The organism is Mesocryomonas fontinalis, assembly GCF_055730125.2.
Genome location: NZ_JBUZWG020000002.1, coordinates 92,757 through 117,218, shown reverse-complemented (window position 1 = coordinate 117,218; position 24,462 = coordinate 92,757). Strand labels below are relative to the sequence as shown.

23 protein-coding genes are annotated in these 24,462 nt (G+C 66.7%); 10 read left to right on the top strand and 13 right to left on the bottom strand.

Annotated elements, in window-relative coordinates; genetic code table 11:
- The 8 genes from lipA to ACZL02_RS05680 form a co-directional block, all read right to left on the bottom strand.
- Positions 1 to 978: a lipoyl synthase gene (gene lipA, locus ACZL02_RS05715; protein ID WP_472937626.1), complete on the bottom strand. Its 978-nt coding sequence runs from the start codon at positions 976 to 978 to the stop codon at positions 1 to 3.
- 40 nt (positions 979 to 1,018) lie between these two features.
- The gene (locus ACZL02_RS05710) at positions 1,019 to 1,282 is read right to left on the bottom strand and encodes a GlsB/YeaQ/YmgE family stress response membrane protein (RefSeq protein WP_472937625.1); all 264 of its coding nucleotides are present in this window, start codon (positions 1,280 to 1,282) and stop codon (positions 1,019 to 1,021) included.
- A 354-nt stretch (positions 1,283 to 1,636) separates the two neighbouring features.
- Positions 1,637 to 3,091, bottom strand: a complete 1,455-nt coding sequence (lpdA, locus tag ACZL02_RS05705) for a dihydrolipoyl dehydrogenase (RefSeq protein WP_472937624.1) — start codon at positions 3,089 to 3,091, stop codon at positions 1,637 to 1,639.
- Positions 3,092 to 3,174: 83 nt separating this feature from the next.
- Entirely contained in the window at positions 3,175 to 3,819 is a 645-nt protein-coding gene (locus ACZL02_RS05700; RefSeq protein WP_472937623.1) for an SGNH/GDSL hydrolase family protein, read from the bottom strand.
- Between the two features lie 10 nt (positions 3,820 to 3,829).
- Complete coding sequence (locus ACZL02_RS05695; protein WP_472937622.1) at positions 3,830 to 5,227, bottom strand: pyruvate dehydrogenase complex dihydrolipoamide acetyltransferase; 1,398 nt, start codon at positions 5,225 to 5,227, stop codon at positions 3,830 to 3,832.
- Between the two features lie 11 nt (positions 5,228 to 5,238).
- Positions 5,239 to 6,675, bottom strand: a complete 1,437-nt coding sequence (locus ACZL02_RS05690) for a pyruvate dehydrogenase complex E1 component subunit beta (protein ID WP_472937621.1) — start codon at positions 6,673 to 6,675, stop codon at positions 5,239 to 5,241.
- Between the two features lie 11 nt (positions 6,676 to 6,686).
- Complete coding sequence (pdhA, locus tag ACZL02_RS05685; RefSeq protein WP_472937620.1) at positions 6,687 to 7,796, bottom strand: pyruvate dehydrogenase (acetyl-transferring) E1 component subunit alpha; 1,110 nt, start codon at positions 7,794 to 7,796, stop codon at positions 6,687 to 6,689.
- A 152-nt stretch (positions 7,797 to 7,948) separates the two neighbouring features.
- A complete protein-coding gene (locus tag ACZL02_RS05680) occupies positions 7,949 to 8,257 on the bottom strand; it encodes an FtsB family cell division protein (RefSeq protein WP_472937619.1) in 309 nt (102 codons plus the stop codon).
- 154 nt (positions 8,258 to 8,411) lie between these two features.
- Here ACZL02_RS05680 and ACZL02_RS05675 point away from each other — a divergent pair, with 154 nt between their 5' ends.
- The 3 genes from ACZL02_RS05675 (at position 8,412) to ACZL02_RS05665 (ending at position 11,129) form a co-directional block, all read left to right on the top strand.
- The gene (locus ACZL02_RS05675) at positions 8,412 to 9,362 is read left to right on the top strand and encodes a formate/nitrite transporter family protein (RefSeq protein ID WP_472937618.1); all 951 of its coding nucleotides are present in this window, start codon (positions 8,412 to 8,414) and stop codon (positions 9,360 to 9,362) included.
- A gap of 99 nt (positions 9,363 to 9,461) precedes the next feature.
- Complete coding sequence (locus ACZL02_RS05670; protein ID WP_472937617.1) at positions 9,462 to 10,643, top strand: zinc-dependent alcohol dehydrogenase; 1,182 nt, start codon at positions 9,462 to 9,464, stop codon at positions 10,641 to 10,643.
- A gap of 171 nt (positions 10,644 to 10,814) precedes the next feature.
- Positions 10,815 to 11,129, top strand: a complete 315-nt coding sequence (locus ACZL02_RS05665; RefSeq protein WP_472937616.1) for a hypothetical protein — start codon at positions 10,815 to 10,817, stop codon at positions 11,127 to 11,129.
- Between the two features lie 132 nt (positions 11,130 to 11,261).
- Here ACZL02_RS05665 and eno read toward each other — a convergent pair whose 3' ends face one another.
- Together eno and ACZL02_RS05655 are read right to left on the bottom strand one after the other, a co-directional pair.
- Positions 11,262 to 12,539, bottom strand: a complete 1,278-nt coding sequence (gene eno, locus ACZL02_RS05660) for a phosphopyruvate hydratase (protein ID WP_472933329.1) — start codon at positions 12,537 to 12,539, stop codon at positions 11,262 to 11,264.
- 119 nt (positions 12,540 to 12,658) lie between these two features.
- The gene (locus ACZL02_RS05655) at positions 12,659 to 13,555 is read right to left on the bottom strand and encodes a VOC family protein (RefSeq protein WP_472937615.1); all 897 of its coding nucleotides are present in this window, start codon (positions 13,553 to 13,555) and stop codon (positions 12,659 to 12,661) included.
- A 150-nt stretch (positions 13,556 to 13,705) separates the two neighbouring features.
- Between ACZL02_RS05655 and ACZL02_RS05650 the strand changes: the two genes are divergently transcribed.
- Complete coding sequence (locus ACZL02_RS05650; RefSeq protein ID WP_472937614.1) at positions 13,706 to 14,359, top strand: N-acetylmuramoyl-L-alanine amidase; 654 nt, start codon at positions 13,706 to 13,708, stop codon at positions 14,357 to 14,359.
- A 222-nt stretch (positions 14,360 to 14,581) separates the two neighbouring features.
- Here the strand turns inward: ACZL02_RS05650 and pyrG are convergent, their stop codons facing one another.
- The 3 genes from pyrG to tpiA all read right to left on the bottom strand — a co-directional run bounded on the left by pyrG (position 14,582) and on the right by tpiA (position 17,826).
- Positions 14,582 to 16,210, bottom strand: a complete 1,629-nt coding sequence (gene pyrG, locus ACZL02_RS05645) for a CTP synthase (protein WP_472937613.1) — start codon at positions 16,208 to 16,210, stop codon at positions 14,582 to 14,584.
- A gap of 109 nt (positions 16,211 to 16,319) precedes the next feature.
- Positions 16,320 to 16,994 carry a preprotein translocase subunit SecG gene (secG, locus tag ACZL02_RS05640; protein ID WP_472937612.1) on the bottom strand — a complete coding sequence of 225 codons (675 nt, stop codon included), beginning with the start codon at positions 16,992 to 16,994 and terminating at the stop codon, positions 16,320 to 16,322.
- A gap of 91 nt (positions 16,995 to 17,085) precedes the next feature.
- Positions 17,086 to 17,826, bottom strand: coding sequence for a triose-phosphate isomerase (gene tpiA / locus ACZL02_RS05635; protein ID WP_472937611.1), 741 nt, complete (start codon positions 17,824 to 17,826; stop codon positions 17,086 to 17,088).
- Positions 17,827 to 18,049: 223 nt separating this feature from the next.
- Between tpiA and ACZL02_RS05630 the strand changes: the two genes are divergently transcribed.
- The 6 genes from ACZL02_RS05630 to lexA all read left to right on the top strand — a co-directional run bounded on the left by ACZL02_RS05630 (position 18,050) and on the right by lexA (position 24,260).
- The gene (locus ACZL02_RS05630; protein WP_472937610.1) at positions 18,050 to 19,942 is read left to right on the top strand and encodes a peptidylprolyl isomerase; all 1,893 of its coding nucleotides are present in this window, start codon (positions 18,050 to 18,052) and stop codon (positions 19,940 to 19,942) included.
- The gene (trpD, locus tag ACZL02_RS05625; protein WP_472937609.1) at positions 19,939 to 20,967 is read left to right on the top strand and encodes an anthranilate phosphoribosyltransferase; all 1,029 of its coding nucleotides are present in this window, start codon (positions 19,939 to 19,941) and stop codon (positions 20,965 to 20,967) included. Before ACZL02_RS05630 ends, trpD begins: the two co-directional genes overlap by 4 nt.
- Complete coding sequence (gene trpC / locus ACZL02_RS05620) at positions 20,964 to 21,794, top strand: indole-3-glycerol phosphate synthase TrpC (RefSeq protein ID WP_472937608.1); 831 nt, start codon at positions 20,964 to 20,966, stop codon at positions 21,792 to 21,794. Before trpD ends, trpC begins: the two co-directional genes overlap by 4 nt.
- Positions 21,791 to 22,264, top strand: a complete 474-nt coding sequence (moaC, locus tag ACZL02_RS05615) for a cyclic pyranopterin monophosphate synthase MoaC (RefSeq protein WP_472933320.1) — start codon at positions 21,791 to 21,793, stop codon at positions 22,262 to 22,264. The genes trpC and moaC overlap by 4 nt, the downstream gene beginning before the upstream one ends.
- A complete protein-coding gene (locus tag ACZL02_RS05610) occupies positions 22,252 to 23,466 on the top strand; it encodes a molybdopterin molybdotransferase MoeA (protein ID WP_472938138.1) in 1,215 nt (404 codons plus the stop codon). The genes moaC and ACZL02_RS05610 overlap by 13 nt, the downstream gene beginning before the upstream one ends.
- A gap of 74 nt (positions 23,467 to 23,540) precedes the next feature.
- Entirely contained in the window at positions 23,541 to 24,260 is a 720-nt protein-coding gene (gene lexA / locus ACZL02_RS05605; protein WP_472937607.1) for a transcriptional repressor LexA, read from the top strand.
- Positions 24,261 to 24,462: the final 202 nt, after the last annotated feature.

Genomic DNA, 24,462 nt, shown 5'->3' with positions numbered 1-24,462 from the left:
TTACGCTGCGACCTGACGCGCGATGCGGGCCGCTTTCAGCCGTAGGAAATCCTCGCCGGCATGGTGGGACGAGCGGGTCAACGGGCTCGACGCAACAACCAGGAAGCCCTTGCTGAGGGCCACCGTCGCATAGGAGTCGAACTCGGCAGGCGGAATGTAGCGCATGACGGCGTGATGCTTCTTGGTAGGCTGCAGATACTGGCCGATGGTCAGGAAGTCGACGTCGGCGCTGCGGAGGTCATCCATCAGCTGGAGGACCTCGTTCCGCTCTTCGCCGAGCCCGACCATGATGCCGGACTTGGTGAAGATCTCAGGATCGAGTTCCTTCACCTGCTGCAGCAATCGAATGGAGTGGAAATAGCGGGCACCAGGCCGCACCGTCAGATAGTTCGACGGGACGGTCTCGAGATTATGGTTGAAGACGTCTGGTTTGGCCGCAACCACTGTCTCCAGTGCGCCGGGCTTGCGCAGGAAGTCGGGCGTCAGGATCTCGATCGTCGTCATCGGCGCCGCAGCGCGAATGGCACGGATCGTCTCGGCGAAATGCTCGGCGCCGCCATCGGCGAGATCGTCCCGGTCGACGGAAGTGATCACCACGTGGGTCAGGCCAATCTTGGCGACGGCACGTCCGACGCTCGCCGGCTCGCTCGCATCCAGCGCGTTCGGCTTACCGGTCGCGACATTGCAGAAGGCGCAAGCCCGCGTGCAGATACCGCCCATGATCATGAAGGTCGCGTGTTTCTTTTCCCAGCAACCACCGATGTTGGGGCAGCCGGCTTCCTCGCACACGGTGACGAGGTTGTTCGATTTGACGATTTCCCGGGTCTCAAAATAACCCGAAGATACGGGGGCCTTTACGCGGATCCAGTCCGGTTTGGGCAGCGTATCGACGGAATCGGGACGGTGGGCTTTTTCGGGATGGCGAAGCCGGGGAATAACTTCCCCGGCTCCACGAAGACTATCGATGACCGTGACCATGGTACCAATCTAAGGTTCCGCCGCGGTCGTTGCAACGTCGTTAGACGCGGCTGCCGCGGAACATACGGGCCACTGCGATAAGCAGGCAGGCGCCGATGAAGCCGGTGATGAGGTAAGCGATGAGGCCGGTGCCGAAGCTGAAGCCGATCGCCGCGAGAACGGCATTGAGGACGATGGCGCCCACGATGCCGAGGATGATGTTCATGAAGAGGCCCATGTTGCTCTTCATAAACTGCTCGGCCAGCCAACCGGCAACTGCACCGACGATGATGGCACCAATCCAGCCCACGCCATTCGTATTCATGTTCATTCTCCGCTGTCGACATTGTTGTCGTGAACAAAGTCGTGCAGATCACGAATTTGGCAAGATGGTGGCAGGATTAAATATTATTTTGCGAGGACGGAACCAAAGGAAGGTCGCCCGCAGGCGGTTGTAGTATAGATCTTTCAGCGTGTCGCAGGCTCGCAGGTGCGTTCAGGTTTTGCACAAACATCCGATGCCGACAGTCACGTTAGCCTCTACCCGTCTACCTTTCAGCGCCGTCATTCCGGGCTAAACCAGGGATGACGAATCGAAACGCCCAGCCTGTTCTTGACGTCTCGCCCTGACGTTTCGTAGCCCGCCTCTGCCGCTGTCGCCCCCTGGTCGCCCGAACTTCTACTGGTGGATCACGCGGCCGTAAGCGTCGAGCACGCTCTCGTGCATCATCTCCGACAGCGTCGGATGCGGGAAGACCGTGTGCATCAGATCCTCCTCCGTCGTCTCCAGCCCCATGGCGACGACATAGCCCTGGATCAGCTCGGTGACCTCCGCGCCGATCATGTGAGCACCCAGCAGCTCGCCGGTCTTGGCGTCGAAGATCGTCTTGACCATGCCCTCAGGCTCGCCGAGCGCGATCGCCTTGCCGTTGCCGGCGAACTTGAAGCGGCCGACCTTGACCTCGCGGCCGCCCTCCTTCGCCTTCGCCTCGGTGAGGCCGACGGAGGCCACCTGCGGCTGGCAGTACGTGCAGCCCGGAATCCGCTCCTTCTTCATCGGATGCGGCTTCAGGCCCTTGATCGCCTCGACGCAGATGACGCCCTCGTGCTCCGCCTTGTGCGCCAGCATCGGCGGGCCGGAAACGTCGCCGATGGCGTAGATGCCCTCGACATTGGTCTTGCCGAAGCCGTCGGTGGTGATGATGCCGCGGTCGATGGCGACGCCCATCGCCTCGAGGTTCAGCCCCTCCGAATTGCCTTGCACGCCGATCGCCGAGATCAGCCTCTCGGCGGTGAGGCTTTCCTTCTTGCCGTCCTTGCCTTCAGTCTCGACAGTGACGCCGGTCGCCGACTTCGTGACTTTGGTGACCTTGGTGTCGGTGACGATCTTGATGCCTTGCTTCTCGAAGGACTTGCGGGCCAGCGCCGAGATCTCGGCGTCTTCCACCGGCATGATCGTCGGCAGCAGCTCCACCACCGTCACCTCGGCGCCCATGGTGCGGTAGAACGAGGCAAACTCGATGCCGATGGCGCCCGAGCCCATGACGATCAGCGACTTCGGCATCGCTGCCGGCTTCATCGCCTCGAAATAGGTCCAGATCCGGTCGCCGTCCGGCTCGATGCCCGGCAGCACGCGCGGCCGGGCACCGGTGGCGACGATGACATGCTTTGCCTGGTAGGTGCCCTCGCCGAGGACGCCCTTCGGCACCGGGTTCTGCGGCGTCACGACCGGCTTCTGCATCTTGCCGACGGTGATCTCGGCCGGGCCGCCCTTGCCGGCCTTGGTGATCTTGGCCTCACCCCAGATGACGTCGATCTTGTTCTTCTTCATCAGGAATCCGACGCCGGCGTTCAGCTGCGCCGAGACGCCGCGCGAGCGCTTGACGACGTCTGCCATGTCGAACTCGGGCTTGGCGATCTTCAGGCCGTAGTTCGAGGCGTGTTCGGCATAATGGTAGATCTCGGCCGAGCGCAGCAGCGCCTTGGTCGGGATGCAGCCCCAGTTCAGGCAGATGCCGCCGAGATGCTCGCGCTCGACGATGCCGACCTTGAAGCCCAGCTGGGCGGCGCGGATCGCGGTGACGTAGCCGCCGGGACCCGAGCCGATGATGAGGATGTCATAGATGTCGGCCATCGCGTTCGTCCTTGCAGCAGTCGAAGTGTGGTTGATGTAGGCGATGCCGCGGGCGAAGGCATCCGCCCTCGCCGCATGGCAGCCTAGCGCCGGGCGAGGATCGCCTGCACCTGCGGCACCAGCGCAGTGCCGATCGCCCGCGTGTTGGCGGCATCGAGGTGAAAGCCATCGAGCGGCGAGCACTGCGCCACCTCGCCCGCATCGAAGACGTCGATACCGTATTCGTCGGCGACTAGTGCATAGGCCGTGCCGAATTCCTGAGACTCGGCAAGGCTGTGGCCGAGCAGCGCCTTCATGTCCGGATCCTCGGTCTCGACGAAGTGAGGCGGGGCGATGATCAGGATCTGGGGGGCCGCGAAGCCGCGGTGATAGGGGAATTTCTGGACGACCTCGACGAGACGCTCCATGCCGATCCGCGCCTCGAATACCCGCCCCCCACCGGTATGGCGCTTGAGGTCGTTGGTGCCGAGGAAGAGGATCACGAGGTCGAGCGGATCGTGCGTCGCGAGGAGCGTCGGCAACGTCTTGACGCCGTTGCGCTCGGCCGCCGCCGTATGGTCGTCGAAGCAGGTGGTGCGCCCGTTGAGGCCCTCGGGGATCACGGTGACGCCCTCCCCGAGCGCCTGGCCGAGCACCGTCGGCCAGCGATCGGCAAAAGCGTGCCGCACGGCGGTTGCCGGGTCATAGCCCCAGGTCAGCGAGTCACCGAAGCACAGCACGCTCTTCATTTGAGGGTTCCTAGACCAGCATGCCCATCGGGTTTTCGATGTACTTCTTGAACGCCGAGATCAGTTCGGCACCGAGCGCCCCGTCGACGGCCCGGTGATCGGTCGACAGCGTCACCGACATCACGGTCGCGACGGCAACCGCCCCGTCCTTGACCACCGCGCGCGGCTCGCCGGCACCGACCGCGAGGATCGTCGCATGCGGCGGGTTGATGACCGCGGCGAAATCCTTGACGCCGAACATGCCGAGGTTGGAGACCGCGGAGGTGCCGCCCTGGAACTCTTCCGGCTTCAGCTTGCGGTCGCGCGCCCGTTTGGCGAGGTCCTTCATCTCGTTCGAGATGGTCGACAGCGTCTTTTCCTCGGCGCGGCGGATGATCGGCGTGATCAGCCCGCCTTCGATCGAGACGGCGACGCCGACATCGGCGTGCTTGTGCTTCAGCATCACGCTCTCGGTCCACGAGACGTTGGCGTCCGGCACCGCCTTCAGGGCCATCGCCAGCGCCTTGATCACCATGTCGTTGACCGACAGCTTGTAGGCAGGCTTGTCGCCGGCATCGGACTTTACCGACGGAGCGGCGGCGTTCAGTTGGGCCCGCAGCGCCAGCAGCGCGTCGAGCTCGCAGTCCACCGTCAGGTAGAAGTGCGGGATCGTCGACTTCGCCTCGACCAGGCGCTTGGCGATGATCTTGCGCATGCCGTCATGCGGCACGGTCTCGTAGGAGCCCTCGGGGAAGAGCTTCATGATCTGCTCGTCGCTCTGCCCCTTAGCAGGCGCCGGCGCCTTAGCAGTGCTCGGGGCGGCGGCAGCCGGCGTCTCGGCCTTGGCGGCAGAAGCGCTCGGACCAGCCTTGGCGGCCGCCTCGACGTCTGCCTTGACGATGCGCCCATGCGGGCCGGAGCCGGTGACGCCGAAGAGATCGACGCCGGCCTCCTTGGCGATGCGCTTGGCCAGTGGCGAGGCGATGACGCGATCGCCGGAAGCAGCCGTTGCCGCCTTGGCGGGGGCTGGTGCCGGCTTGTCGGTCTCGCGCGTCTCCTTCGGCGGAGCGGCGGCAGCCGTCACGGCGACATCGTCGGCCTTGGCGGCAGCGCTCTGCCCGCCAGCAGCCGGCGCGTCCGCCTTGGCCGGCGTCGGCGCGGGCGCTGCGGCCTCGCTGGCGCTCTCGCCCTCGGCCGACAGGATCGCGATCACCGCGTTCACCTTCACGCCCTCGGTCCCCGCGGGGACGACGATCTTGGCGACCGTGCCCTCGTCGACGGCCTCGACTTCCATCGTCGCCTTGTCGGTCTCGATCTCGGCCAGCACGTCGCCGGAGGAGACCTTATCGCCCTCCTTCACCAGCCATTTCGAGAGCGTGCCTTCTTCCATCGTCGGAGAGAGGGCCGGCATCGTCACATTGATCGGCATCGGGCTCTTCCTTAAGCGCGGTAGCAGACGGCTTTCACCGCATCGATGACGTCCTGCACGGTCGGCAGCGCCAGCTTTTCGAGGTTGGCGGCGTAGGGCATCGGCACGTCCTTGCCCGTCACCTTCAACACCGGCGCGTCGAGATGGTCGAAGGCGCGCTCCATCAGCTCGGACGCGATGTGCGAGCCGATCGACGACTGCGGCCAGCCTTGTTCGACGGTGACGCAGCGGTTGGTCTTCTGCACCGAGCGGATCACCGTCTCCATGTCCATCGGCCGGATCGTCCGGAGATCGATGATCTCGCAGTCGATGCCGTCCTTGGCCAGCTCCTCGGCGGCAGCGATGGCATAGGTCATGCCGATCGAGAACGACACGATGGTGACGTCCTTGCCCTTGCGGTGGATGCGGGCCTTGCCGATCGGCACGGTCCAGTCATCGCCCTTCGGAACGTCGAAGGTCTGGCCGTACATGATCTCGTTCTCGAGGAAGACCACCGGGTTCGGATCGCGGATCGCCGACTTGAGGAGGCCCTTGGCGTCGGCCGCGGAGAACGGCGTGACGACCTTGAGGCCCGGGATCTGGCCGTACCAGGCGGTGAAGTCCTGGCTGTGCTGGGCGCCGACGCGGGCGGCCGCGCCGTTCGGGCCGCGGAACACGATCGGGCAGCCCATCTGGCCACCGGCCATGTAGAGCGTCTTGGCGGCCGAGTTGATGATCTGGTCGATCGCCTGCATGGCGAAGTTGAAGGTCATGAACTCGACGATCGGCCGCAGGCCGGCGAAGGCCGCACCGACGCCGAGGCCGGCAAAGCCGTGCTCGGTGATCGGCGTGTCGACGACGCGGCGGGCGCCGAACTCCTCGAGCAGGCCCTGGCTGATCTTGTAGGCGCCCTGATACTCGGCGACTTCCTCGCCCATCAGGAAGACCTTCTCCTCTCGGCGCATTTCCTCGGCCATCGCGTCGCGCAGCGCGTCGCGGACCGTCGTCTGCACCATCTCGGTGCCCTCCGGGTACTCGGCCTCGTCGGCATCGCCATCGAGATGGGGCTTGGCCGCGGCCGGGACCTTGGTGGCCTCCGACTCGGACTGCGCCTTATCGCCGGAGGCACCGGCAGGCTCCGTCTTCGATACCGCCGCCTCGGCGGCGGGCGCCGACGGCGCGGCGGCCGGCGCTGCCTTGGCACCATCCATCGCGCCGGCATCCTCGCCCTCGGCGAGCAGCACGGCGATGACGGCGTTGACCTTGACGTTCTCGGTGCCGGCGGGGACGACGATCTTGCCGATCGTGCCCTCGTCGACGGCCTCGACTTCCATCGTCGCCTTGTCGGTCTCGATCTCGGCGATCACGTCACCGGGGGCGACCTTGTCGCCTTCCTGCTTGATCCACTTGGAGACGGTACCCTCTTCCATCGTCGGCGAGAGGGCGGGCATCAAAATATCGGTGGGCATGTCTGCCTCTCCTACTCGGCGGCTTGCGGCTGGGCGGCCTGGGGAGCTTCGTCGGCGTAGATGTCCGTCCACAGCTCCGAGGGATCCGGCTCGCGATCGTTCTGGGCGAAGTCGGCAGCGTCGGCGACGATGTCGCGGACGTCCTTGTCGATCGCCTTCAGCTCATCTTCCGACACGCCGTGCGATTCCAGCAGCCGCTGCTTGGCCTGCTCGATCGGGTCATGGTCGGAGCGCATCTTCTGCACCTCGTCGCGCGACCGGTATTTCGCCGGGTCGGACATCGAGTGGCCGCGGTAGCGGTAGGTCATCATCTCCAGGATGATCGGGCCGGCGCCGGAGCGGCAGTGCTCGGCGGCGAGATCGCCGGCCGCCTTCACCGCACGCACATCCATGCCGTCGACCTGGATGCCGGGGATCTTGAACGACAGGCCGCGGTGGGCGAAATTCGTCTCGGCCGAGGCGCGGCTGACCGAGGTGCCCATGGCGTAGCGGTTGTTCTCGATGATGTAGACCACCGGCAGCTTCCACAGCGAGGCCATGTTAAAGCTCTCGTAGACCTGGCCCTGGTTGGAGGCGCCGTCGCCGAAATAGGTCAGCGAGATCGAATCATTGCCGTTGTAGCGGTTTGCGAAGGCGAGGCCGGTGCCGATCGACACCTGCGCGCCGACGATGCCGTGGCCGCCGTAGAACTTCTTCTCCTTGGAGAACATGTGCATCGACCCGCCCTTGCCGCGGGAGTAGCCGCCCTGACGACCGGTCAGCTCGGCCATCACGCCGCGCGATTCCATGCCGGTGGACAGCATATGGCCGTGATCGCGGTAGCCGGTGATGACCTGGTCGCCATCCTTCAGCGACATCTGCATGCCGACGACGACAGCCTCCTGGCCGATGTAGAGGTGGCAGAAGCCGCCGATGAAGCCCATGCCGTAGAGCTGGCCGGCCTTTTCCTCGAAGCGGCGGATCAGCAGCATCTCGCGATACGCCTTCAGATCCTCGTCCTTGGTGAATTCCAGCGGCGCCGGGGCATCGATCTGCCCGACCTGCGGCGCCACGACGGCTGCCTCGGGCACGGAATCGCCCAACAGGTCGAGGTCCGGCTTCTTCTGCTTCGTGGTCGCCATCGCGCCCTCCCGATCCAGTGATCGCACCCCGAGAGGGCTGCGGATTGCCGCGGATTATAGTCTTCCGGACCAATGGAGCAAGCGAGCGGATTTCTTATACCAGATTTCGGTTAAACTACCGCAGTGCAGCAAGTTTAACTGAATTCAGGTTACTAGCGCATGATGGTGATTTCGTCCGGAGCACTGTAGCCCAACAGCCGGCGGGCGCGCTCGTCGATCATGTCGCGCTCCAGCGTACCGTCGTGCAGCAGCTGCACGCGCCGCTCGAGGCCCTCGCGCTGGACAACGAGCTTGGCATAGCGCTCCTGGCTGGCCGCAAGTTCCTGAGCGAGCAGCACTTTTGATTCCATGCCGAACTTGCCGCTCTGCGCGTGAAAAGCGAAGTAGGCGAGAAAGCTCAGCGCGATCGTCGGCACGATCAGGCGGCCCATCTTGCTCTGGCGGTATTGTTTCGTGCGCATCGGCTTCTCCATTGCGCAGACCTTGCCACGCCGAGCTTTAAAGCCCGGTTAAGCCTGTTGCCCTTGCAGAAATGCCCTGCCACACGACTTCTTCTGAACCTTCCGACGACGGGACGGTTTGCCGCACCCCGCCGGCGCATCAACAGGACGAGACATGAGCAAGGACGACTTGGCAGGAGACGCGCCGGAATCGGCCCCGTCGCCGCGCGAACAGATGGACAATCCCCCGTCCGCCGGCGACACCCTCAGCGACTACTTCGCCTTCGAGGAGATCTTTGCCCGCGTTCTGGCCACCGCCGACCACGAGCTCGACGCCAGCTCGAAGTTCCTGTTCTGGAGCGGGCTCACCGCCGGCTTCGCGCTGGGCCTCAGCTTCCTTGCCAAGGTGATCTTCACCGAGGCCGCCGGCGAGGAGATGCCGGGGCTTCTGGGCACGCTGATGTATCCCGTCGGCTTCTTCATCATCGTCATCGGCCGCTACCAGCTGTTCACCGAGAACACGCTGACGCCCGTGGTCCTCGTCCTCACCAAGCTCGCCAGCCTTGCCAACCTGCTCCGTCTCTGGGGCGTCGTGCTCGCCGCCAACATGATCGGCGCCGTCGCCGTGGCGGCTCTCCTCTCCTACGCGCACGTCCTCGACCCGAAGGCGATCGAGATCGCCTTGAAGATCGGCCAGCACGCGGTCGAGACACCGTGGCTGACGCTGTTCTCGAAAGCCCTCATCGCCGGCTGGATCGTCGCCTCCATGGTCTGGCTGGTGCACGCCGCCATGGACACGATCTCGAAGATCCTGATCGTCTGGTTCCTGATGTATTTCGTCGGCGTCGCCAGCTTCTTCCACGTCGTAACGTCCTCGGTCGAGGTGTTCTTCCTCGCCTTCGAGGGCGACGGCCCGTTCTGGTCGCTCTGGCCGAACTTCATCCTGCCGATCATCGTCGGCAACACCGTCGGCGGCATCCTCTTCGTGTCGATCGTCAACTACGTGCAGTTCGGCGCCCAGAAGGAGGCCGCGATGTTCGAGCGCTACGGCGACCGCCTGACCTGGCGGCAATGGGCTTTTGGCCGGACGAAGGCGCTGGGCAGCAAGACCTCACCGGTCGATTGACCGGTTCGATCGGGCAGACGTCCGGCGTGACCGATCGAAACCGTACCGCAACCTCCCCTAGCCCGAGGGTTTGTCCTTTCTTACAGAAGGAGACATTCCATGAAGGCACTGACCTGGCACGGCAAGGGCGACATCCGCTGCGAATCCGTTCCCGATCCGATCATCGAGGACGACCGTGACGTCGTCATCAAGGTGACGGCCTGCGCGATCTGCGGCTCCGACCTGCATCTGATGGGCGGCTTCATGCCGACGATGGAGCATGGCGATATCCTCGGCCACGAGACCATGGGCGAGGTCATGGAAGTCGGCCACGGCGCCGCGGGAAAGCTGAAGGTCGGCGACCGCATCGTCGTGCCGTTCACGATTTCCTGCGGCGAGTGCCGGCAGTGCAAGTGGGGCAACTGGTCCTGCTGCGAGCGCACCAACCCGAACGGCAAGCTGCAGGCCGAAACCTTCGGCTATCCGCTCGCCGGCCTCTACGGCTTCTCGCACATCACCGGCGGCTTCTCCGGCGGCCAGGCCGAGTACATGCGCGTCCCCTATGCCGACGTGAACCCGATCGTCATTCCGGACGGCCTCGACGACGAGCAGGTGCTGTTCCTGTCCGACATCTTCCCGACTGCCTACATGGCCGCGGAGAACTGCAACATCCAGCCGGGCGACACCGTCGCGGTATGGGGCTGCGGTCCGGTCGGCGTTCTCGCCATCAAGAGCTGCTTCCTGCTCGGTGCCGAGCGAGTGATCGCCATCGACACGGTGCCGGAGCGCCTTGCCCTCGCGCGGTCTGCCGGCGCCGAGACCATCGATTTCGGTGAGCAGGTGGTTCAGGAAACGCTGATGGAGATGACCAACGGCCAGGGGCCGGACTCGGTCATCGAGGCCGTGGGCATGGAGGCGCACGGCGCCGATACGCTCGCGCAGAAAGTGTCGTCGGCCGTGATGTCCGCCACGGTCTCGATGGAGCGTCCGTTCGCCTTCAACCAGGCGGTGCTCGCCTGTCGCCCGGGTGGCACGGTCTCGATGCCCGGCGTCTACGCCGGCCCGTCGGGTCCGGTGGCGCTCGGTCTGGTCATGAACAAGGGGCTGACCATCAAGACCGGCCAGACCCACATGAAGCGCTACATGGAGCCGCTGCTCCAGCGTATCCAGAACGGCGAGATCGACCCGTCCTTCATCATCAGCCACCGTGCGACCTCGCTGGAGGACGGCCCTGCCCTCTACGAGACTTTCCGCGACAAGAAGGACGCCTGTACCAAAGTGATCTTCAAGCCGCACGGCTGATCACCAGCCATCGGTTATGGCGAAAGGGCGTTGCCGAAAGGCTGCGCCCTTTTTTTCATGGACGAGCGATCTTTGCCGGTACGCCTCAGCGATGCGCCCATGGCCGCAGACGGCCTCTCGACGGCGCGGCGCATTGGCCTGTAGGCTCGCTTGTCTCCCGGAGGAAGTCCCATGACCAGACGCCTGATCTTCGCTTGCCTCCTTGCCCTCGCGACGATCGCCGGCGGCCCCGCTCTGGCGGACGAGGAATTGCCGTTCATCGGCACCTGGGATTGCGAGGTGGCGACCTTCACTTTCACGGCGGACACCTACGACAACGGGTCGGAGATCTTGCCGATCGAGGAGGTGCAGGAGGGCAGCGACGGGTCGTGGACGCTGATGTTCGCCGACGACTACATCATCACGCTTTCGGGCTTTACCGGCGACGAGATGGGCTGGTTCTCGCCGGCCAGCGGCGACAGCTTCCAGTGCAAGGCCCGTCGCTGACGCCACATGATCCGTAGCCGTTGCCGATGGCCATCGGATACGATCGCACGGCAGCCGCGACTTCAACGAAAAAGGCGGAGCCGAAGCCCCGCCTTTCCCATTTACCGGTCCAGCCGATCAGGCGTTTGCAGCTCAGCGGCGGCGCAGGATCGAGCGGCCGGCATAGACGGCCTGGTCGCCGAGTTCTTCCTCGATGCGCAGCAGCTGGTTGTACTTGGCGGTGCGGTCCGAGCGCGCGAGCGAGCCGGTCTTGATCTGTCCGCAGTTCACGGCGACCGAGAGGTCGGCGATGGTCGAATCCTCGGTCTCGCCCGAACGGTGCGACATCACGGCAGTGTAGCCGGCGCGGTGCGCGACGCTGACGGCATCGAGCGTCTCGGTCAGCGTGCCGATCTGGTTGACCTTGACGAGGATCGAATTCGCCACGCCCTGCTCGATGCCCTGGCGCAGGCGGGCCGAGTTGGTCACGAACAGGTCGTCGCCGACCAGCTGGCAGGACGAGCCGATCTTGTCGCTGAGCGTCTTCCAGCCGGCCCAGTCGTCCTCGCCCATGCCGTCCTCGATCGAGATGATCGGATAGGCGCCGGCGAGCTCGGCCAGGTACGCGGCCATGTCGTTCGGCGACAGCTTGCGGCCTTCGCCGGCGAGGTCGTAGACGCCGTCCTTGAAGAACTCGGTCGAGGCGCAGTCGAGCGCGAGGTAGATGTCCTCGCCCGGCTTGTAGCCGGCCTTCTCGATCGCGTGCAGCACGAAGTCGAGCGCCAGCTTCGGCGAGGCGAGGTTCGGCGCGAAGCCGCCCTCGTCGCCGACATTGGTGTTGTGGCCGGCGTCCTTCAGCATCTTCTTCAGCGTGTGGAACACCTCGGCGCCCATCCGCAGGCCTTCGGCGAAGGTCGGCGCGCCGACCGGCATGATCATGAATTCCTGGAAGTCGATCGGGTTGTCGGCATGCGCGCCGCCGTTGATGATGTTCATCATCGGCACCGGCAGGACGTGCGCGGAGGCGCCGCCGACATAGCGGTAGAGCGGCAGCGCGGACGAGTCCGCCGAGGCCTTGGCGACGGCGAGCGACACGCCGAGGATGGCGTTGGCGCCGAGGCGGCTCTTGTTGTCGGTGCCGTCGAGCTCGATCAGCAGCTGGTCGACCCGGATCTGGCCTTCCGCGTCGATGCCGGCCAGCGTCTCGAAGATCTCGCCGTTGACGGCCTCGACGGCGCGCTGGACACCCTTGCCCATGTAGCGGGCATCGCCATCGCGCAGCTCGACCGCCTCGTGCGCACCGGTCGAGGCGCCCGACGGCACCGCCGCGCGGCCCATCGCGCCGTCGTCGAGGATGACGTCGACCTCGACGGTCGGGTTGCCGCGGCTGTCGAGAATTTCGCGTCCGATGATGTCGATGATCGCAGTCATGGCCCACTCCTTTGCGGCTGTTTCGCGAGCCTCTTAGAGCAAGCCGGCGACAGTTTGAACTCGTTTCGGGAAATTCGTGAGCTGGCCCTACGTCGAGCGGTCGACGCTGTGGCCCCGGCTCAGCCTTCCTCGAAGGCGATGAACCCTTTGTCCGAGCCGAGGAGATCGACCACCAGCCGGTCGCCCACCCGACGGCCGGCAAGCTGGGCGATCTCCACGATACCCTGAACCGCTGCCAGCGACGGCACCCTCAGCACGACGCCCTCGAACCGCAGCCCACGCTCGCCGTCCCGGCGCCGACCATAGCGCTCCGCCATGCCCTCGGCACCAAGCACCTCGAACCCGCCCTGCCCGAGCGTCGCCGACAGTCCGCCGGCGGTGGCGAGCACCTCGGCCCCGGCGGTGACATCCTCGATAAGGCCAGCATAATCCTCCGGCCGCGGCTCCGACAGCACCAGCCGCGCCAGCCCGGTGACGCCGTTGGCATGGCGGCTGAGCGCCGAGCGGTCGCCCTTCGGCGCCATCGCCTGGCAGGTGAAAAAGAACAGATCCGGCACCCGCCGGTCCTGGGCGAAGGCCAGCCGGAACGTCAGGCTGCGTTCTGTCCCCGCCGCCTGGAACACCCGCGAGAACTCGAAGATCTCGCCGTCGGAGAGCCCCGCCGCCGAGAAAGCCGCATGGTCGCCCTCGGCATCGTCCGAGGCAAAGGCGATGCCCGAAAAACCGGGAGCTCCCCGCCGCGCCCGAAACGCCCGGTCGCGGGCGACGAAGACGTTCCCCGCCAGCGCCTCGGCGGCTGAACGGCTGGCATCCGCGACAGCCAGCGGCTCCAGATAGGTGCCGTCGGCAAAGAACACGCAGGCGTTCGCCGTCCCGAACGGGTGCACCGCGTCCGGCGCGACGGTGAAGCCCAGCGCCTCGAAGAACGCTCGCGATCCGGCGAGCGACGGGACCGGGAGTACCAGATGATCGAGGCGCCGATGATCAAGGCGACGGGGAGCAGATCGATGGGTCATAGCCTATTCCTCGCAAATGCCGTCGGCCGACGCCAGCGGTGCCGACACGGAAGTCGCTCGATCGCCCCATCGAGACCCAGCCAAGCATTCCACCGTTGAGCGCGATTGCTACCTATGGTTTTAATGTCTGAACACGTCAGGGAGGCAGCGATGAGCGAACCGCAGACATGGCAGTTTAATCTTTCGTCGGCGTCGCGGCCGTCCGATGCCAGTTTTCCCGAGCGTTGGTACCCCGGGATCCAGGACACCTGGAGCGGCTGCACCACCACCCGGCGCTTCGACCCGATCGAGGGTGTCCGCGCCATCGTTATCCACGCCACGGCTGGCGGAAGCTCGGACGGGGCCGTCTCGGTGATGAAGGACGGCCACGCCAGCTTCCACTGGCTGGTTCCCGACGAGGACGAGGAGCAGCACGGCAAGGTTGTATGGGCGTGTGCGCCGGAGGCTAAGGCCGCCTGGCACGTTCGCAATAAATGCCACCATCCAGACGTGTGGGGGGACGAGGACCACGTCAATCACTTCTCCCTCGGCATTGAGGTCGTCAACACCCAGAAGAAGTCAGACAAGTCTTCCGACTGGCAGGTCGACGTCACCGCAGAAGTCGTCCGTTACTGCTGGTCGAAGTATCCCAATCTCCGGCACGTCGTCTCGCATGCCAAGCTCGACCCCAAGCGCCGCACCGATCCCGGCGAGAATTTCCCTTGGGATGACTTCCGGCAGAAGGTGCTCGGCAATGGCTCCGCCGAGCCGCTCCTCAATTCCAGCGTCAGTGCCCTCGCGGATATCGGCGAGCCGCTCGGCTGATCCAACTCGAGCATTCTGCGATTGGGTGGCCTCCCAAGCGAAGAAAGATGCGCCACACTGAAATGACAGAACGCCGTGCACCCTTTCGGGCGCACGGCGTTCTTGTCCAGCAGCGTTCCGGAGAGCCTCAAAGTTTCGAGCCGCCACGCGACTGAGCGGAGTATGCTCCCGGTTCAAACGAACGGAAGCATGCTTGCTGTCTCGCCGCAGACAAACGTCGCCTTAGACCAGCCGCGAGCGTTCGAGCGCGGCGGCGATGAAGGACGAGAACAGCGGGTGCGGCTCGAACGGCCGCGACTTCAGCTCGGGGTGGTACTGCACGCCGATGAACCAGGGGTGGTCGGGGAACTCGACCGTTTCCGGCAGCAGGCCGTCCGGCGACATGCCGGCGAAAATCATGCCGGCGGCTTCCAGCTTCTCGCGGTAGTCGCGGTTCACCTCATAGCGGTGGCGGTGGCGCTCGACGATCTCGGTCGCGCCGTAGATCCCGGCGATCCGCGAGCCCGGTGCGAGCGAGGCCTGGTAGGAGCCGAGCCGCATCGTGCCGCCGAGGTCGCCCTCGCGCGCCCGCTGCTCCAGCTCATTGCCGCGCATCCATTCGGTCATCAGGCCGACCAGCGGCTCCGAGGTCGGGCCGAACTCGGTCGAATCGGCATTGTGGATGCCGGCGAGCGAACGCGCCGCCTCGATCACCGCCATCTGCATGCCGAAGCAGATGCCGAAATACGGCACCTCGTGCTCCCGCGCGAACTTCGCGGCCAGGATCTTGCCCTCGGCCCCGCGCTCGCCGAAGCCGCCGGGCACCAGGATGCCGTTGACGCGGTCGAGGTAGGGCGTCGGATCCTCGGCCTCGAACACTTCCGAGGAGATCCAGTCGAGCTTGACGCGCACCTTGTTGGCGATGCCGCCGTGCTGCAGCGCCTCAATCAGCGACTTATACGCGTCCTTCAGGCCGGTATACTTGCCGACGATGGCAATGGTGACCTCGCCTTCGGGATTGTGGATGCCGTGCGAAATCTGGTTCCAGCGCTCGAGCTTCGGCTTTGGCGCAGGATCGATGCCGAAGGCGGCGAGAACTTCCGTGTCCAGGCCTTCCTGGTGATAGGCGTTCGGCACGTCGTAGATCGAGGCGACGTCGAGCGCCTGGATCACCGCGGTCTCGCGGACGTTGCAGAAGAGGCTCATCTTGCGCCGCTCCTCGACCGGGATCGGCCGGTCGGCGCGCACCAGCAGGATGTCGGGCTGGATGCCGATCGAGCGTAGTTCCTTGACGGAATGCTGCGTCGGCTTGGTCTTCAGCTCGCCGGCAGTGGCGATATAGGGCATCAAGGTCAGGTGGACGTAGATCGCGCCGTTGCGCGGCAAGTCGTTGCCGAGCTGGCGGATCGCCTCGACGAAGGGCATCGCCTCGATGTCGCCGACCGTGCCGCCGATCTCGACGAGCACAAAGTCGAACTCCTCATTGCCGTCGAGCACGAAATTCTTGATCGCGTCGGTGACGTGCGGAATGACCTGAACGGTCGCACCGAGATAGTCGCCGCGGCGCTCCCGGGCGATGATGTCCTTGTAGATCCGGCCCGTCGTGATGTTGTCCATCTTGTTGGCCGGGCGGCCGGTGAAGCGCTCGTAGTGCCCGAGGTCGAGATCGGTCTCGGCGCCGTCGTCGGTGACGAAGACCTCGCCGTGCTGCGTCGGGCTCATCGTGCCCGGATCGACGTTGAGGTAGGGGTCGAGCTTGCGGAGCCGTACGCGGTAGCCGCGGGCCTGCAGGAGAGCCCCAAGGGCTGCCGAGGCGATGCCTTTTCCCAAAGAGGAAACCACGCCGCCGGTAATGAAGATGTATCGCGCCATGGGCCTTCCCGATAACCGCTAGAAGTCGATTCGGCCAGTCAGAAACTCGGCCTCAAAACGAAACAGGGCGCTCGGGGCGCCCTGTCGGTGGCTGTCTTGTCCGTCCGCCTTACTGGGCGGGCGTCGTGGTCGGCGCCGGGCTGGAGGGTGCCTCCGTCGCCGGTGCGGGTGTTCCCGTCGCCGGTGTGGAAGCCCCAGTCGCAGGGCTGCCCGTCGTCGGTGCCGGAGCCTCGCTGGCCGGCGTGTCCGCGGCCGGCGATGTGGTCGATGGCGCCTCGCTGGCCGGAGCAGTGGTCTCGGCCGGCGCAGACGGCGCGTCGGTCGGGGCCGTCGTCGACGGTGCCGTCGGCGTGGTGGCCGAGGGAACCGGCTCGGGCGGTGTGACCGGCGGGGTCACGGCGGCATCGGGCGCCGCCGGCGTCGCGGCATCGGTCGTCGTCGGTGCGACGGCGGGGGCCGTGGCCGGCAGGCCGCCCAGCTGGTCGAGAAGATTGCCGCTGGTGCCGTTGCTGGTGCCGCCCTGCGTCGCCGGCAAGCGGTCGAGGATGTCGGTCGGCTGCGAGCCGTAGCGGGCGGTGAGGCCCAGCGCCAGAGAGGTCACGAAGAAGGCCGCGGCGAGGATCGCGGTCGTCCGGGTCAGCGCGTTGGCCGCGCCGCGGGCGGTCATCAGACCACCGCCGCCGCCGCCGATACCGAGTGCCCCGCCTTCCGAACGCTGCAGCAGCACGACGACGATCAGCGCAAGCACGATCATCAAATGAACGATAATAAGAACTGTAGTCATTGATCCGCTTCGCACACGACTTCTTCAGGGGACGCGCGCCTCATATAGGAGGGACGAGCTTATTCCAAACGCTTTCGCGCGTCCGCAGCCGTCAGGCCGGTCGCGCAGACTTGCAGATCGCCACGAGATCGGTGGCCTTCAGGCTCGCGCCCCCGACCAGCGCACCATCGACATTGTCGATAGCCAGGAGTTCGGAAGCATTCGCCGGCTTCACCGATCCACCATAGAGAAGGCGGATCGCCGCGCCGGTCTCGGTCCCGAACCGGTCGCTCAGCACCTTGCGGATGAAGGCATGCGCCGCGCTGACATCCTCGACCGTCGGCGTCTTGCCGGTGCCGATCGCCCAGATCGGCTCATAGGCGATGACGAGCCGGGCGACGTCCAGGCTGTCCGGCAGCGAGCCGGCGAGCTGGCTGCCGAGCACGTCGAGCGTCGTCCCGGCGATGCGCTCGGCATCGGTCTCGCCGATGCAGACGATGGCGATCAGCCCGCAGCGCCAGGCCGCCTCGGCCTTTTCCCGCACCAGCTGGTCGCTCTCGTCGTAGCCTTCGCGCCTTTCGGAGTGCCCGAGGATCACGCAGCGGGCGCCGGCATCAGCCATCTGCTCGGCAGAGATATCGCCGGTATGGGCGCCCTCCGAGGCGACGTGGATGTCCTGGCCGCCGAGTATCAGCTGGTCGCCGAAACGGTCGGCGGCGGCCATCAGGAGCGTCGAGGGCAAGCAGACCGCGATGTCGCAGGCGAGATCGCCGGCCTCCGTCATGGCCTGCAGCTCCGCCAGATCCCGGCGAAGGCCATGCATCTTCCAGTTGCCCGCTATCAGTTGCCGCATGCCTTTTCCTCCCGCACCCCGTCTTTGTGGTCCTTGCCTAGCGGCAGAGAAACCCGAAATCAATCAACGCGGCGGCTTGCGTCCCGGCGCGGCATTTTCCTAATAGAGTGTGAAGTCCCGCCGCGGCGTCCACCGGCGGGAGAGAAAGGGCGGCATCTTCGTCGCCTGAGACCGGACAACAGCCTTCGCCGGATCCGGCGACGGCTTGCGGAGATGCCACCTGATGATGAACACCTTGCGCAAGAGCGTCGGCGGCGGCGTGCTGACCAAGCTGCTGATGGGGCTGATCGTGATCGCCTTCGTCGTCACCGGCTTCTCCAGCTTCTTCTCCGGCGCAGCGCCCAGCACCGTGATCTCCGCCGGCGGCACCGACGTCGAGGTCCAGGACTACCGTCTGGCCTACCGACAGGCCGAAGCGCAGCTCGCCCGCCAGCTGCAGCGTCGCCCGAGCCGCGAGGAAGCCGCCGCGCAAGGGATCGACCGCCGCGTCCTCAACCAGCTGATCTCCGAGGCCGTGCTCGACGAGCAGGGCCGCAACATCGGCCTCGGCCTGTCCGAGGAGCGCCTCGCCCGCCTCATCGCCGACGATCCGTCCTTCCACGACGCCTCCGGCCGCTTCTCGCGCGACAGTTTCCGCCAGCTGCTGTCGAGCGTCGGCATGCGCGAGAACGACTTCATCCGAAACCGCGAGCAGGCGGCGGTGCGCAGTCAGATCGTCGATTCGATCTCAGAGGGCGTTTCGACGCCGAGCCTCGTGAAGCAGGCTTTCGGCCTCTACAATGGCGAGCGTCGCACCGCCGAATACCTGACCTTGCCGCTGACGCTGGTGCAGCCGGTGGCCGATCCCTCGGCCGAAGTGCTGCAGGCCTATTTCGACGGCCGCAAGCAGCGCTACGCCGCGCCGGAGTACCGGGCGATTTCCTATGCCGCGCTCACACCGGACGCCGTCGCCGACCCGGCAAAGGTGACGGATGCCGAGATCCAGGCTGCCTACGCCAAGGACACCGAGAAGTTCACGACCCCCGAGCGTCGCCGCATCCAGCAGATCGTCTACCCCGACAAGGCCAAAGCCGACGCCGCACGCGCGGAGCTCGCTTCCGGCAAGACGTTCGACCAGCTCGTCATCGACAGCGGCCGCACCATCGCCGACACCGAGCTCGGCCTGCAGTCGCGCACCGGGATCCCCGATCCGGTGATCGCTGACGCTGCCTTCTCGCTCGCCGCCAACGCCGTTTCCGAGACCGTCGAGGGCGCTTTCGGCCCGGTGCTGCTGCGCGTCACCGAGATCCAGCCCGAGGTGAAGAAGCCGCTGGCCGAGGTGCAGGATGCCATCCGCAAGGAGATCGCCCTCTCCTCCGCCACCGAGGCGGTCCGTTCGGCCTACGACACCTATGAGGAAGCCCGCGGTGGTGGCGCTTCGCTCGAGGAGGCGTCCGAGCGCGCCGGACTGACGATCAAGACCATTCCCGCGATCAGCCAGACCGGCCAGGCGCCGGACGGCAGCCTGATCGCCGACATCCCCGCCCAGCCGGCGCTGCTGACCGCCGCCTTCGAGAGCGACATCGGCGTCGAGAACCAGCCGGTGGACGTCCGCCCGAACGGCTTCGTCTTCTTCGAGGTCACCAAGGTCGATCCGGCGCACCAGCGCCCGCTCGACGAGGTGCGCGCCCGCGTGGTCGAGGACTGGAAGGCCACCGAGGCCGACCGCCTGCTCGCCGAGCGCGCCGCCGCGCTGAAGAAGCGCCTCGACGCCGGCGAGACCATCGACGTCATCGCAGCGTCCGAGAAGCTCACCAAGCAGGTTGCCGCCTCTATCACCCGCCAGAGCGGCGCGCAGGAACTCGGCGACGACGCCACGCGCGCGGTGTTCTCCGGCACCACCGGGCTGGCCGCCGTCGCCGATGCCACCGCCGATTCGTCGAAGCTGGTGCTGAAGGTGACCGAGGTCGCCCCGCCGCTCGATCCGCTGGCAAGCTTCCCCGCCGACCAGGACGGCCAGCTCGCGTCGCTGATGAAGTCCGACATCGTCCAGAGCTACGTCAACGTGCTGCAGGATGCCTACAAGGTCGTCTCCTACCCAGCGGCGATCCAGGCGGCGCAGGCCATGCCGCAATGAGCCAGACGCTGAAGCCCTACATCGCGAAGGTGGCGGGCGGCGAAGCGCTGAGCCGCGCCGAGGCCGAGGCCGCCTTTGGCGTGATGATGTCGGGCGAGGCGACGCCGTCGCAGATCGGCGGCTTCCTGATGGCGCTGCGGGTCCGCGGCGAGACCGTCGACGAGATCGCCGGGGCGGTCTCGGTGATGCGCGCCAACATGGCGACGGTGACGGCGCCCGACGACGCCATCGACATCGTCGGCACCGGCGGCGACCATGCCGGCACGCTGAACGTTTCGACCTGTGCGGCCTTCGTGCTCGCCGGCTGCGGCCTGACCGTCGCCAAGCACGGCAACCGCGCGCTCTCCTCGCGCTCCGGTTCCGCCGACGTCCTGATGGCGCTCGGCGTCAAGGTGGACCTGACCCCGGCGCAAATCTCCGCCGTCATCGCCGAGGCCGGTCTCGGCTTCATGTTCGCGCCGACACACCATGCCGCCATGCGCTTCGTCGGCCCGAGCCGGGTCGAACTCGGCACGCGCACGATCTTCAACCTGCTCGGCCCCCTCGCCAACCCCGCCGGCGTCCAGAACCTCCTCGTCGGCGTGTTCGCCGAGCAGTGGCTGCAGCCGATTGCCGAGACGCTGAAGGCGCTCGGCACACGGAACGCCTGGATCGTCTACGGCGATGGCCTCGACGAGATGACCGTCTGCGGCCGGACCGACATCGTCACCCTCCGCGACGGGGTCATCTCCCGCTTTGCGATCGAGCCGGAAGAGTTCGGGCTTGCCCGCGCCGACCTGTCGGAAATCCGCGGCGGCGATGCCGTGCACAATGCGGAAAAGCTTCGCGGCGTCCTCGACGGCGCTCCCGGCGGCTACCGCGACATCTGCCTTCTCAACGCCGCCGGCGCGCTGGTGATGTCAGGACATGCCGCCGACCTTGCCGAAGGCCTTGGCGCCGCCAGCCTTTCGGTCGATACCGGAAAGGCGCGCGCGGCGCTCGACCGGCTGATCGGCGTCACCCAGCGCATCGGAGAACCGGCATGACCGACATCCTGAAGGCGATCGAGACCTACAAGCTCCAGGAGATCGCCGCCGCCAAGGCGCGCCTGCCGCTGGCCGAACTGGAAGCCCTTGCCCGCGCCGCCGACCCGGTGCGCGGCTTCACGCAGGCGATCCGCCGCAAGCACGCGGCCGGCGACGTCGCCCTCATCGCCGAGATCAAGAAGGCCAGCCCGTCGAAGGGGCTGATCCGCGCCGATTTCGACCCGCCAGCTCTCGCAGGTGCCTATGAGCGCGGCGGCGCCGCTTGCCTCAGCATCCTCACCGACACCCCGTCCTTCCAGGGCCAGCCGAGCTTCCTCACCGAGGGCCGCGCCGCTTGCTCCTTGCCGGCGCTGCGCAAGGATTTCATGTTCGACGCCTACCAGGTGTTCGAGGCCCGCGCCTGGGGCGGCGACGCGATCCTCTTGATCATGGCCGCGATCGACGACGGCTGTGCGGCCGAGCTCGAGGCGGTGGCGATGGACCTCGGCATGGACGTGCTCATCGAAGTGCACGACGAGGCCGAAACCGAGCGTGCGCTGAAACTTCGCTCGCCGCTCCTCGGCGTCAACAACCGCAATCTGCGGACCTTTGAGACCGACATCTCCACCGCCGAGCGACTGTCGGCGCTCGTGCCGGACGACCGCATCCTCGTCGGCGAGAGCGGCATCTTCACCCCGGCGGACTGCGCCCGGCTCGGCCGCGTCGGCATCGCCACCTTCCTCGTCGGCGAAAGCCTGATGCGCCAGGCCGACGTCGAGGGCGCCACGCGCGCCCTTCTCGCCCGCCCCGCTGCCGCCACGCTGGCGACCGCCGGAACGGCCGCATGACCGGCCTCACCCATCTCGATGCCACCGGGGCCGCCACCATGGTGGATGTCGGCGACAAGGCCGAGACCGTGCGCGAGGCCCGCGCCGAGGGGCTGGTGCTGATGCTGCCGGAAACGCTGGCGCTGATCGAGGCCGGCGGCGCCAAGAAGGGCGACGTCATCGCCGTCGCGCGCCTCGCCGGCATCATGGCGGCGAAGAAGACCGCGGACCTCATCCCGCTCTGCCATCCGCTGATGCTGGAGAAGATCGCCGTCGACATCGCCGCCGAGCCGGCTCTGCCGGGCCTGCGCGTCACCGCGACGGTCCGCCTCAGCGGCAAGACCGGCGTTGAGATGGAGGCGCTGACCGCCGTCAGCGTCGCTTGCCTCACCATCTACGACATGGCCAAGGCGGTGGACCGCGGCATGCAGATCTCGGCGATTCGCGTGCTTGCCAAATCCGGCGGCCGTTCCGGCGACTGGTCGGCATGATCTCCGTCGCCGACGCCTTCGCCGCGCTGATGCAGGATGCCGTCGCGGTGACGGAGACCGAGACCGTGCCGCTGCGCGCCGCGCGCGGCCGCATCATCGCCGCCGACTTGCCCGCTTTGCGCACCCAGCCCGACTTCGACGCCTCCGCCATGGACGGCTACGCGGTGCGGGCGGACGATACGGCCGGCCCTTTCCAGCCGCTGACGCTCATCGGCGAATCGGCCGCCGGGCGCGCCTTCGACGGCGGCGTCGGCCCGGGCGAGACCGTCAGGATCTTCACCGGCGCGCCGGTGCCGGACGGGGCCGACGCGATCCTCATCCAGGAGAACGCCGAGCGGCCCACGGTCACCACCATGCTGCCGCTGGAGCCGGCCGTGCGCGGCCGCCACATCCGCAAGGCCGGCGCCGACTTTACCGCGGGCGACATCCTCATCCAGGCGAACACGCGCCTTGGCGCCGGCACGATCGCGCTGGCGGCCAGCGGCGGCCATCCGATGGTGAGCGTGCTGCGCCGTCCGCGCGTGGCGATCCTTGCCACCGGCGACGAGCTGGTCATGCCCGGCGAGCCGGTCGGGCCCTCGCAGATCGTCGCCTCCAACACTTTCGGGGTCGCCGCCATGGTCGAGGCCGCCGGCGGCGAGGCGCTCGACTACGGCATTACGCCAGACGACGAGGCCGTCATCGGCGGCTTGCTCGACCGCGCCGTGACGGACGCCGTCGACATCTTCGTCACTATCGGCGGCGCCTCGGTCGGCGACCACGACCTCGTCGGCAAGGTGTTCGCCGCCCGCGGCGTCGCGCTCGACTTCTGGAAGGTCGCGATGCGGCCGGGCAAGCCGCTGATGGCCGGCCGCATCGGCCGCACCCGGCTGATCGGCCTCCCCGGCAACCCCGCCTCCTCGATGGTTGCCGCCACGCTGTTCCTGAAGCCGCTGGTCCACGCCCTCAGCGGCGCCCCGGCGAGCCCGCTCTACCGCGAGGCGATCCTCGGCACCGACATGCCGGCGAACGACCAGCGCGCCGACTTCATCCGGGCGACGCTCGGCGAATCGCAGGCGGTGGTGCCGATCGTCACGCCTTTCGGGCGCCAGGATTCGTCGCTGCTGTCGGTCTATGCCCGCGCCGATGTGCTGCTCCTGCGCGAACCCCATGCGCCGCCGGCCAAATCCGGCGATTCCTGCCGCTACATCGCGCTCGACTAAGCTTCCGGCCCTTGCAGAACACAACTAGAACAGATAGCTTTGTTCAGGTTTTGTTTTAACAAGGATCGCCGGAAATGCTGACGCGCAAGCAGCACGATCTCCTGATGTTCATCCATGGGAGATTGCAGGAATTGGGCGTGCCGCCGTCCTTCGACGAGATGAAGGATGCGCTGGATCTGCGCTCGAAATCCGGCATCCACCGGCTGATCACGGCGCTGGAAGAGCGCGGTTTCATCCGCCGGCTGCCAAACCGGGCCAGGGCGCTGGAAGTCCTGAAGCTGCCGGATTCGGTCGCGCCGGCCAAGGCGAAGAGCGTCGACGCCGAGCCGGCCACGGCCCGCCGCGAGCCCAGCTCCGAGACGTCCGTCGACCCCTTGCCCAAGCGCATTCGCCCGGCCGCCAACGACAGCGAACCGGTCGGAATCCCGCTGATGGGCCGCATCGCCGCCGGTGTGCCGATCTCGGCGATCCAGCAGAGCGGCAGCCAGATCTTCGTGCCGCCGGACATGCTCGGCGGCGGCGAGCATTACGCGCTGGAGGTGAAGGGCGATTCGATGATCGAGGCCGGCATCCTCGACGGCGACACCGTCGTCATCCGCCGGGGCGATACCGCGCAAGGCGGCGAGATCGTCGTGGCGCTGGTCGACGACGAGGAGGCAACCCTCAAGCGCTTCCGCCGCCGCGGCGACACCATCTCGCTCGAGGCCGCCAACCCCGCCTACGAGACCCGCAGCTTCGGCTCCGATCGCATCAAGGTCCAGGGCAAGCTCGTCGGCCTGATCCGCAAGTACTGACAAGGCCGGCGCAGGCTCTCCAGCCGCGTTGCAGGGCACCCGCCCGCAATCCCCGCGCCGCCCCCTCATCCCGCTGCCGCGACCTTCTCCCCGCAGGGGAGAAGACGCCAACCGCCCCTCTCAGTATCGAGCGCTGGCAGCGCGCAAGCCGCCACGCCAAAGCCGCCTCCTTCGCCCCTCCGGGGAGAAGTGGCCGGCAGGC

What these genes read in the sequence shown, in the direction of transcription:
- lipA (WP_472937626.1), bottom strand. Translation starts at nt 978, where the DNA reads ATGGTCACGGTCATCGATAGTCTTCGTGGAGCCGGGGAAGTTATTCCC.
- ACZL02_RS05710 (WP_472937625.1), bottom strand. Translation starts at nt 1,282, where the DNA reads ATGAATACGAATGGCGTGGGCTGGATTGGTGCCATCATCGTCGGTGCA.
- lpdA (WP_472937624.1), bottom strand. Translation starts at nt 3,091, where the DNA reads ATGGCCGACATCTATGACATCCTCATCATCGGCTCGGGTCCCGGCGGC.
- ACZL02_RS05700 (WP_472937623.1), bottom strand. Translation starts at nt 3,819, where the DNA reads ATGAAGAGCGTGCTGTGCTTCGGTGACTCGCTGACCTGGGGCTATGAC.
- ACZL02_RS05695 (WP_472937622.1), bottom strand. Translation starts at nt 5,227, where the DNA reads ATGCCGATCAATGTGACGATGCCGGCCCTCTCTCCGACGATGGAAGAA.
- ACZL02_RS05690 (WP_472937621.1), bottom strand. Translation starts at nt 6,675, where the DNA reads ATGCCCACCGATATTTTGATGCCCGCCCTCTCGCCGACGATGGAAGAG.
- pdhA (WP_472937620.1), bottom strand. Translation starts at nt 7,796, where the DNA reads ATGGCGACCACGAAGCAGAAGAAGCCGGACCTCGACCTGTTGGGCGAT.
- ACZL02_RS05680 (WP_472937619.1), bottom strand. Translation starts at nt 8,257, where the DNA reads ATGCGCACGAAACAATACCGCCAGAGCAAGATGGGCCGCCTGATCGTG.
- ACZL02_RS05675 (WP_472937618.1), top strand. Translation starts at nt 8,412, where the DNA reads ATGAGCAAGGACGACTTGGCAGGAGACGCGCCGGAATCGGCCCCGTCG.
- ACZL02_RS05670 (WP_472937617.1), top strand. Translation starts at nt 9,462, where the DNA reads ATGAAGGCACTGACCTGGCACGGCAAGGGCGACATCCGCTGCGAATCC.
- ACZL02_RS05665 (WP_472937616.1), top strand. Translation starts at nt 10,815, where the DNA reads ATGACCAGACGCCTGATCTTCGCTTGCCTCCTTGCCCTCGCGACGATC.
- eno (WP_472933329.1), bottom strand. Translation starts at nt 12,539, where the DNA reads ATGACTGCGATCATCGACATCATCGGACGCGAAATTCTCGACAGCCGC.
- ACZL02_RS05655 (WP_472937615.1), bottom strand. Translation starts at nt 13,555, where the DNA reads ATGACCCATCGATCTGCTCCCCGTCGCCTTGATCATCGGCGCCTCGAT.
- ACZL02_RS05650 (WP_472937614.1), top strand. Translation starts at nt 13,706, where the DNA reads ATGAGCGAACCGCAGACATGGCAGTTTAATCTTTCGTCGGCGTCGCGG.
- pyrG (WP_472937613.1), bottom strand. Translation starts at nt 16,210, where the DNA reads ATGGCGCGATACATCTTCATTACCGGCGGCGTGGTTTCCTCTTTGGGA.
- secG (WP_472937612.1), bottom strand. Translation starts at nt 16,994, where the DNA reads ATGACTACAGTTCTTATTATCGTTCATTTGATGATCGTGCTTGCGCTG.
- tpiA (WP_472937611.1), bottom strand. Translation starts at nt 17,826, where the DNA reads ATGCGGCAACTGATAGCGGGCAACTGGAAGATGCATGGCCTTCGCCGG.
- ACZL02_RS05630 (WP_472937610.1), top strand. Translation starts at nt 18,050, where the DNA reads ATGATGAACACCTTGCGCAAGAGCGTCGGCGGCGGCGTGCTGACCAAG.
- trpD (WP_472937609.1), top strand. Translation starts at nt 19,939, where the DNA reads ATGAGCCAGACGCTGAAGCCCTACATCGCGAAGGTGGCGGGCGGCGAA.
- trpC (WP_472937608.1), top strand. Translation starts at nt 20,964, where the DNA reads ATGACCGACATCCTGAAGGCGATCGAGACCTACAAGCTCCAGGAGATC.
- moaC (WP_472933320.1), top strand. Translation starts at nt 21,791, where the DNA reads ATGACCGGCCTCACCCATCTCGATGCCACCGGGGCCGCCACCATGGTG.
- lexA (WP_472937607.1), top strand. Translation starts at nt 23,541, where the DNA reads ATGCTGACGCGCAAGCAGCACGATCTCCTGATGTTCATCCATGGGAGA.